Origin of the sequence: Gordonia desulfuricans NBRC 100010, from assembly GCF_001485495.1 — a bacterium.
Classification (GTDB): Bacteria; Actinomycetota; Actinomycetes; order Mycobacteriales; family Mycobacteriaceae; genus Gordonia; species Gordonia desulfuricans.
In genome coordinates, this window is sequence record NZ_BCNF01000113.1 from 20,983 (window position 1) to 29,251 (window position 8,269).

Genomic DNA, 8,269 nt, shown 5'->3' on the forward strand with positions numbered 1-8,269 from the left:
CCGCCGTCGCTTCACAACCTGGAATCTAACGCATCCGCGGCGGTCACAACTCATCTGGACAGCAGCGCGGCGAGTGCGGCCTTGTCGGGCAGGTTCTCGGGTGCCAGGGTGTGTCCGGATCGGACGTAGTGGAAGGCCGCCGACACCTTCTCGATCGGCACCCCGGACAGCTGCGCCCACGCCACCCGGTAGGCGGCCAGCTGGATGAACAGCGAGGACCGGTCGGATTCCTCGGGGACCGCACCGGTCTTCCAGTCCACCACCAGCCATGATCCGTCGGCCTCGGCGAACACCGCATCGATCCGGCCGCGGATCACGGTGTCGCCGATGACGGTCTCGAACGGCACCTCCACCTCACTGGGTGCGCGATTGGCCCACCCCGAGGCCAGGAATGCCTCCCGCAGCATCTCGAGGTCGGCGTCGGGGGCGGCGTTCTCGTCGGCGGCACCGGGCAACTCGTCCACGTCGAGGAGCCGGGTGGCACCGAACCATCGCTCGACCCACGCGTGGAATGCGGTGCCGCGCCGAGCGATCGGATTCGGCCGATACGGGGTGGGGCGGCGCAGCCGGCGGGCGAACTCACGCTCGTCGGTGTCGAGGTCGACGAGCTGACTGACCGACAGATGCGACGGCAGCGCGACGTCGACGACGGCCTGGTTGCCACGCCGATGTTCCTCGAGGAGCACTTCGACCTCGGCACGCCATGCCTCGATCTCGGGGTCGGAGTCGGTTGCGCCGGTGGCCGATTCGTCGGTTGTGCCCGTGTCCGGGCCGTCGAAGAGGGCGTCGTCGAACAGTGCGGGTGCATCGCGCCCGGCGAGGGCGTCGAGGACGAGCGCCGCGGCGGCCTCCACCGGTGCGCGGCGCTCCGCGAGGCGGTCCGCAGGCCACGGGCTACGGCTGTCGAGCTCGGCGAGCGGGTTCTCGGCGCCGTCGGCCGGATCCTGCGCGAACACGTCGATGGACAGGCCGTCGGCGTGGTCGTCGGCGTCGATCGCCGCCCCGACGATGCCGAGCAGTTCGTTGAAGAACGGTGAGCCGCCGCGCGGGGAGTCGCCGTTCTCCGACCAGTGGTGCGCCGACACCAGCAGGTCGTGGCGCGCGCGGGTGATCGCGACGTAGAGCAGACGGCGGTCCTCTTCCAGGCGCCGCTCGCCGATCGCCTCCTTGTGTTCGGTGAGGGCGTCCTCGAACTCCTTGCGGTCGCCCACGTGGCGCAGTTGCAGGACCGGGAAACCCTCCGACACCCCGGACCCGCCGGGGTCGGCGAGATCGCCGCGCAGCGGGCCGGGCAGTTCGCGGGCGTTGCGCAGCCAGGTGGTGTCGGCCTTGCCGCTCGGGAAGATCCCGTCGCACAGGTGCGGGATCACCACCACATCCCATTCGAGGCCCTTCGCGGCGTGCACGGTGAGGATCTGCACGCGCTGTTCGGCCACCTCGACGCGGCCGGGTTCGAGGCCCTTCTCGATGGATTCGGCGGTGTCCAGGAAGGCCAGCAGGCCCGGCAGGTTCGCGCCGGGCCGATCGGCGTAGCGGGTGACGTAGTCGGCGAAGGCGTCGAGGTGTTCGCGCCCGGTGATCGCCCCGCGCATCCGGCGGGCCCGGATCTGGGCCTCGATCCCGACACCGATGGTGTGCTCGACGTCGGCGACGAGTTCGGGCAGCGGTTGCCCGATGCGCCGGCGCAATGCCTCCAGCTGCGCACCGAATGCCTTGATCCGGGCGAATCCCTCGGGGCTGTAGGCCTCCGGATCGCCCGGGTCGACCACGGCGTCGGCGATCCCGGCACGGTCGACGATCTCGGTGGGCAGCACCGCGTCGAGCGCATCGTCGAGTTCGGCGCGGCTGGTCACCACTCCCCCGGCGGGGATCTGACCGGCGGCCAGCGCGGTGGCACGGCGCCACAGGGCGACCAGGTCGCGGGCGCCGAGCTGCCAGCGGGCGCCGGTGAGCAGCCGCATGGCGGCGGTGCCGGCCATCGGGTCGGCCATCAGGCGCAGCGTGGCGACGATGTCCTCCACCTCGGGCACGTGCAGCAGACCACCGATGCCGACCACCTCGGCGGGGATGCCGCGGCTCTCCAGCTCTGCGGCGAGCGGTGCCGAATCCTCGTTGCGGCGCACCAGGATCGCCACGGTCGGCGGCCCCGAGCCGTCGTCGTCGTGATAGCGCGCCGAGACCTGGTCGGCGATCCAGGTGCGCTCGTCGACGACGGTCTCGGTGAGTGCCAGGGTGACCGTGCCGGTGGGGGCGTCGGGGCGGGGGCGCAGCACGCTGACCGGTACACCGCGGCGGCGCAGTTCCTCGCTCGTCTCGTTGGCCAGCCGCAGGGTCTGCACCGGGTTGCGCCAGCTGGTGAGCAGTTCGCGGCGCGGGGCGGGCGATCCGTCGGGCAGCGCGAAGTCGGTGGCGAAGCGCGGCAGGTTGGCCGCCGACGCCCCGCGCCACCCGTAGATGGACTGGATCGGGTCGCCGACGGCGGTCACCGCCACGGTGCCCCCACCGTGGCCGGCGCCTCCGTGACCGGCGCCACCGTGACCGCGACCGAACAACGCCGACAACAACACCCGCTGCGAGTGTCCGGTGTCCTGGTACTCGTCGAGGAGCACCGCACCGAAGGCCTCGCGTTGGGCGGCGACCACTTCCGGATGTCCGGCCACGAGCCGTGCCGCCAGCGACATCTGGCTGCCGAAGTCCAGCACCGCCTGATCGCGCATGGTCTGCATGAGGGTGGCGACCAGCGGAAGGAGTTGTCGCCGTTCGGCTATCACCTCTTGGACGGTGCGCAGCGCGGCATTGGGTCCGCCGCGCTGTCGGGGGCCCTTGGGCAGATCGTCGACCATCCGGTAGAGGTCGTCGCCCCAGCGCGAGAGGGTGTCGAGATCGACGAGGTGTTCGCTCATCTCGCCGTAGATCCGCAGCACCGACTCGGTGACGGTGGCCGGGGTCTTGGTGGTGGTGAGCTCGCCGGTCCAGTTGGAGACGATGGTGAAGGCCATCTGCCACAGTTCGGTCTCCGAGAGCAGGGTGGCGGCGGGTTCGACCGGCAGCAGCAGGCCGTAGTCGGCGATCAGCCGGCCGGCGTAGGCGTGGTAGGTGCTGACCTCGGGGTCGCCGGAACGGAGTCGGGCGGCGAGGGTTCCGTCCGGATCCCAGTTGATCAGGGCGGGCGAACCGGCCAGCATCGACAGGCGGCGGCGGATGCGGGCACCGAGCTCGCTGGCGGCCTTGCGGGTGAAGGTGAGGCCCAGGATCTCGTCGGGGGCGACGATCTGGTTGGCCACCAGCCACACCACCCGCGAGGCCATCGTCTCGGTCTTGCCCGCACCGGCACCGGCGACGACGAGCATCGGTTCCTGCGGTGCCTCGATCACCTCGATCTGTTCCGGTGTCGGCGAGGGCAGGCCGAGCGCCGCTGCCAGCGAGGTCGCCGAGACACGGTGCCGTGTGGCCGATCTGGTGTCAGTCATCGGTGACCGCCTTTCCGCGCAGCTGGGCTGGACAACTGGTGGCCAGGCCGCAGTGCGCGCATCCCGGGTTGGGGGTGGCCTCGAAGACCGGACCGATGCCTGCGCGGGCCGCCTTGCGCACCACCGCAACCCACTCGTCGAGCAGCTCGGGTGTGAGTGGCGGCTGATCACGTTCGGTGGCGCCGGTCGAGCGGTGCGCCGCGGAGACGTAGACGAGCCGACCACCACCGGGTTCGACCTTCTTGCCCGGGAATTCACGCGCACCACCGTGTGCGAGGGCCACCTGGTAGGCGGCGATCTGCGCGTGGTCTCGTGCGTCGGCCTTGCTGACGGCGGTCTTGGCGGTCTTGACGTCCACCACCACCGGACGTCCGGCGGAGTCTCGTTCGAGCCGGTCGACCCGTCCTTTCAACCGGACCGGGAGGTCGGTTCCGTCGTCGGCCGGGATCGCGCCGTCGGCGAGTGGGCGGTCGGCGGGGATGGTCGCGTCGATCACCGACTCGACGGCCACCTCGTCGAGGTCGTCTCGCGAGATACGCAGCCAGTCACGGAAGTTCACCAGCATCGACTCGGCACGTTCGAGTTCGCGGGCGGAATACCAGACCGCTCCGGTGTCGACGCGGTCCCAGATGCCACGCAGCGCTGCGGTCACCTCTGCGGGGTCGATCTCTCCGGCCACCGCCTGCACGAGGGTGTGCACCAGGCTGCCGGTGAGTGCGGGTGCGCCGTCGCCGTCACGGCCACCGGCGCGTTCGAGGACCCATCGCAGCGAACACCGTGAGAGCTGTTCGACATTCGACGGCGACAGCACCACCGGCCCCGACTCGGGATTCCACAGCGGTTCGGCGGTACTCGGCCGCGCCAGCGCGAACCAGTCCCGCGGATGCGCTCCGGGAATATCCGAATCGGCCAGTTGCGCAAGCAGTTCGGCGGCAGAACGGGTCCGCTCGTCGGGTTCGGCGCCGGGGCTTCCGGGATCGGTGACCCCGGCGACCACCACGGCCCGCAGGGTCGCGACGAGCGACGGCAACGAGAGCACACGGTCGACGCCGGGATCGATCGGCAGATCGGTGTCCGGGTTGGTGTCGAGGGACTCGTCGTCGGCGTAGCCGTCTCCCAGGGGATTCGCACCGGCGCCGGGGGTGTCGGTGTCGCGCCGGGAATCGGCCCGCAGCGCATCGGCGATCTCGACGACGAACCGCGACGGCGACGACTCACCGCCCCCGTCCTCGACCGCGGTGATCAGCAGCCGGCGTCGGGCCCGGGTGCAGGCCACCAACAGCAGGCGACGTTCGTCGGCCAGCGCGACGGCCCCGCGGGCGACCGTCTCCACGGCGTCCGGCGCGATGCCGTCGAGCAGGTCGACGAGTTGGGCGGTGGCCAGCACACTTCCGCGGCTGCGCAGGGAGGGCCACAGTCCGTCGAGCACTCCGGCGACGGCGACCACCTCCCATTCGCGCCCGGCGGCGGCGTGCGCGGAGAGCACCGTCACCGATTCGGCAGCGGCCACCGCGGCGCGGCTTTCGCGCGGGATCTGCAGCTGGGTGAGGTAGTGGACGAAGCCGGCCGGCCCGGCCGCGGGCAGGGTGTCGGCGAAGTTGGCCGCCGACTCGAACATCGCCATCATCGCGTCGAGGTCGCGGTCGGCCTGCTCGCCGCCGGGGCCGCCGCGGATGGCCGCCGACACCCAGCGGCGTTCCAGGCCGGTGGCCTGCCACGCCGACCACAGCGTCTCCTCCACGCCGCGTCCGGCGGTGTGTGCGCGGGCCGCGGCGCCGATCACCTCGAGCACTCGACCCAGCGGTGCCCCTTCGTGGTCGGTGACCGCACGCAGGTACTCGGCACCGAGTGTCGGGTCGAGGATCGCGAGCCGCAGCGAGATCAGTGAGTCCCGGTCGGCGCGTTCTTCTCCCACCTTCTCGTCATGTCGACGCACCCCGCGCCGCAGCCGGCGCATCGAGCCGGGGTCGGCCATGCCGACGGGCCCGGTGAGCAGGGCGACGGTGTCGTCGATGGAGAACTCCTCCTCGGTCACCGTCTCCTGGTCACGCGCGGCCACGGCCCGCAGCACCGTCATCAGTGCGGCCACCGCACGCTGCCGGTGCAGGGGCAGATCGGTGGTCGGGGTGTTCAGCGGTACTCCGGCGGACCGGAATGCGCGGCGCAGCGCGGGCAGTGCGAGGTGCGCCGACCGCACGATCACCGCCATCTTCGACCACGGCACGCCCTCGAAGAGGTGCGCGCGACGCAGCAGGTCGGCCACGGCCGTGGCCTCCTTGGCCGCCGAGCTGAACACCCGTACCGATGCGCCACCGGGTTCGTCGTTCTCGCCGTCGGGGACCACCGGGAATCCGTGGGGTCGGGCACCGGGCAGCCGGGCGGTCAGTGCGCGGCCGACCACTGCGATCTGCCGATGATGGCGGAAGTCGTGGTCGAGCCGGATGTCGTGGTCGGAGCCCGCCTCGGCCAGCTCGTCGGCGAATCGTGGACTCGCCCCGCGGAATCCGAACACCGACTGGTCGGTGTCGGCGGCGATGATCGTCGAGTCGGTGCCCGTACCGACGAGCCGGATCAGGTGGGCGGCTTGCGGATCGAGGTGCTGTGCGTCGTCGACGATGAGGTGACGGATGCGACGACGCTGCGCGGCAAGCAGTTCCGGGTCGGTCGCGAATGCCGACAATGCCGATCCGACCAGTTCGGCGGCGTCCACGGCCGGTGCGGATGCGCCGGGGGTCTCCGAACCGACGGCCCCTCGCAGTAACACGTTCTGCTCGTACTGGGCGTACGCATGCCCGGCCGCCACCCACTCCGGACGCCGGTGCTTGCGTCCCAGGGCCGACAGTTCTTCGGGCCCCACGCCGCGCTCGGCGGCACGCATCATCAAGTCCCGCAATGCTTGCGCGAAACCGTCGGTGATCAGCGCCGGACGTAGGTGGGCGGGCCAGTACTCGGCGCCGTCCTCGACGTCACCGGCGAGCAGCTCGCGGAGCACCACGTCCTGCTCGGAACCGGTGATCAGTCGCGGCGGCGGATTGTTGTGCGCCTGGGCCTGCAGCCGCAGGATCGCGAACGCATACGAGTGCACGGTACGCACCAGCGGTTCGCGCAGAGCGCCGCCGAGCGCGAGCCCGTCCGACGACGCGGCGAGCACGCGCCGGGTGATCTCCTCGCGCAGCCGCACCGCGGCCTTGCGATCGGATGCGAGGACCAGCACCGATTCCGGGTCGGTCCCGGCCCGGGTGAGGCGGGCCACGGCGGCATCGACGACGAGCGCCGTCTTGCCCGACCCCGGGCCACCGTGCACGCGGTACGGCTGCCACGCACCGGCGCGATCGGTCTTCGGGTCGTCGCCGTCGATCATGCGCTGCACCTGCGGGGGCCAGCTGCGGTCGGCGGTCGCGGCATCGGAGTGACCGACCAGGTGCGCCCGCAACGCGGTGCCGGCACCCTTGGCACCCGGCCGGCCCGACCGTGCGGAACCGGCCTTCGCGGTAGGGGCTGAAGAACGCGAGCGGGCCATGCAACCATGCAATCACGTGGCACCGACACTCTTGCGCCGGCCGGGTCGGGCGGTCGGGAGAACCGTCTGTCCCGGTCCGCCGTCGAGCCCCTCGCGTGGCAGGATGGATCGGTGAGCACTCTGCACTCGCTGACCTTCGGACCGCCACCCGAGCAGGCGTCGGCGACCGTCCTGGCCCTGCACGGTCTGACCGGCCATGCCCGGCGCTGGGAGTCGATGTCGGCGATCTACCTGCACGACATGCATGTGGTGGCACCGGATCTGATCGGCCACGGCCGTTCCCCGTGGCGCCCGCCGTGGGCGATCGAGAACCATGTGCGTGCGTTGTCGGAGCTGGTGGACGCGACCATCCCGGTCTCGGCGCAACCGGTGGTGCTCGTCGGGCATTCGTTCGGTGGCACGCTCGCCATCCACCTGGCCAATCACCGCCCCGAGGTGTTCAAGGGTCTTGTCCTACTCGACCCGGCCCAGGGACTCGACCCCGAGTTCGCACTGACGGTCGCCACCGACAGCCTCGATCACTGGGACTATGCCGACGCCGACGCCGCCCGTGCGGCGAAGCGCGCGGAGGGGTGGGCAGCGGTACCTGACGCGATACTCGAGGCCGAGATCGCCGAGCATCTCACCGCGCGTCCGCACGGCCGGGTCGGCTGGCGGGTGAGTGCGCCGATGGCCGCTGCCTCCTGGAGTGAGATGAGCCGTCCGGCGGTGCTGCCGCCCCCGGGGTTGCCGACTCATGTGGTCGTGGCCGACCGCGTCGACCCACCGTTCGTGCGGCCGGGATTCCTCGACGCATGCGCCACCGAACGACCCGAGTCCGTCCACGTCCATCACGCCGACTGTGAACACATGGTTCCGTTCCTGGAACCGGAGCTGTGCGCAGAACTGGTCCGTTCGCTGGCATGAGTTCGGTCACCGACGCCGATGTGGAGCGGGTGCGGGCACTGGTGGCCGCGATCCCCGTCGGCCAGGTGAGTACCTATGGGGATCTCGCTGCTGCAGCCGATCTTTCGTCCCCACGAGTCGTCGGCTGGATCATGCGGACGGACAGCGCCGACCTGCCCTGGCATCGGGTGATATCGGCGAGTGGCAAACCCGCCCCGCACCTCGCCCACCGCCAGCTCGATCGACTTCGGGAGGAGGGCGTGCCCGTTCGTGACGGCAAGGTGATCCTCCGTGAGTGCCGGTGGGAGATCCCGTCGGCCACCTGAGAACCACTCCGTTCGAGGTGACCACCGACAACGTCGACTGACCAGGTTTCGACACGGGTCCTCGCGAT

The 8,269-nt window shown here is 71.1% G+C and carries 4 protein-coding genes; 2 read left to right on the top strand and 2 right to left on the bottom strand.

Translation table 11 applies throughout. The annotated features are described in order from the left end of the window. Positions 1–50: 50 nt before the first annotated feature. Positions 51–3,470 carry an ATP-dependent DNA helicase gene (locus GD1_RS17680; RefSeq protein ID WP_059038596.1) on the bottom strand — a complete coding sequence of 1,140 codons (3,420 nt, stop codon included), beginning with the start codon at positions 3,468–3,470 and terminating at the stop codon, positions 51–53. Beyond that, positions 3,463–6,990 (bottom strand): ATP-dependent helicase, encoded by a 3,528-nt coding sequence (locus tag GD1_RS17685; RefSeq protein ID WP_059038598.1) that lies wholly within the window; start codon positions 6,988–6,990, stop codon positions 3,463–3,465. The genes GD1_RS17680 and GD1_RS17685 overlap by 8 nt, the downstream gene beginning before the upstream one ends. 111 nt (positions 6,991–7,101) lie before the next feature. On the opposite strand from GD1_RS17685, the gene GD1_RS17690 reads away from it, so the two are divergent. Both GD1_RS17690 and GD1_RS17695 read left to right on the top strand, forming a co-directional pair. Continuing rightward, positions 7,102–7,896 (top strand): alpha/beta fold hydrolase, encoded by a 795-nt coding sequence (locus GD1_RS17690; RefSeq protein WP_020793801.1) that lies wholly within the window; start codon positions 7,102–7,104, stop codon positions 7,894–7,896. Further along, the gene (locus tag GD1_RS17695; RefSeq protein ID WP_053778115.1) at positions 7,893–8,201 is read left to right on the top strand and encodes an MGMT family protein; all 309 of its coding nucleotides are present in this window, start codon (positions 7,893–7,895) and stop codon (positions 8,199–8,201) included. The genes GD1_RS17690 and GD1_RS17695 overlap by 4 nt, the downstream gene beginning before the upstream one ends. Positions 8,202–8,269 lie beyond the last annotated feature (68 nt).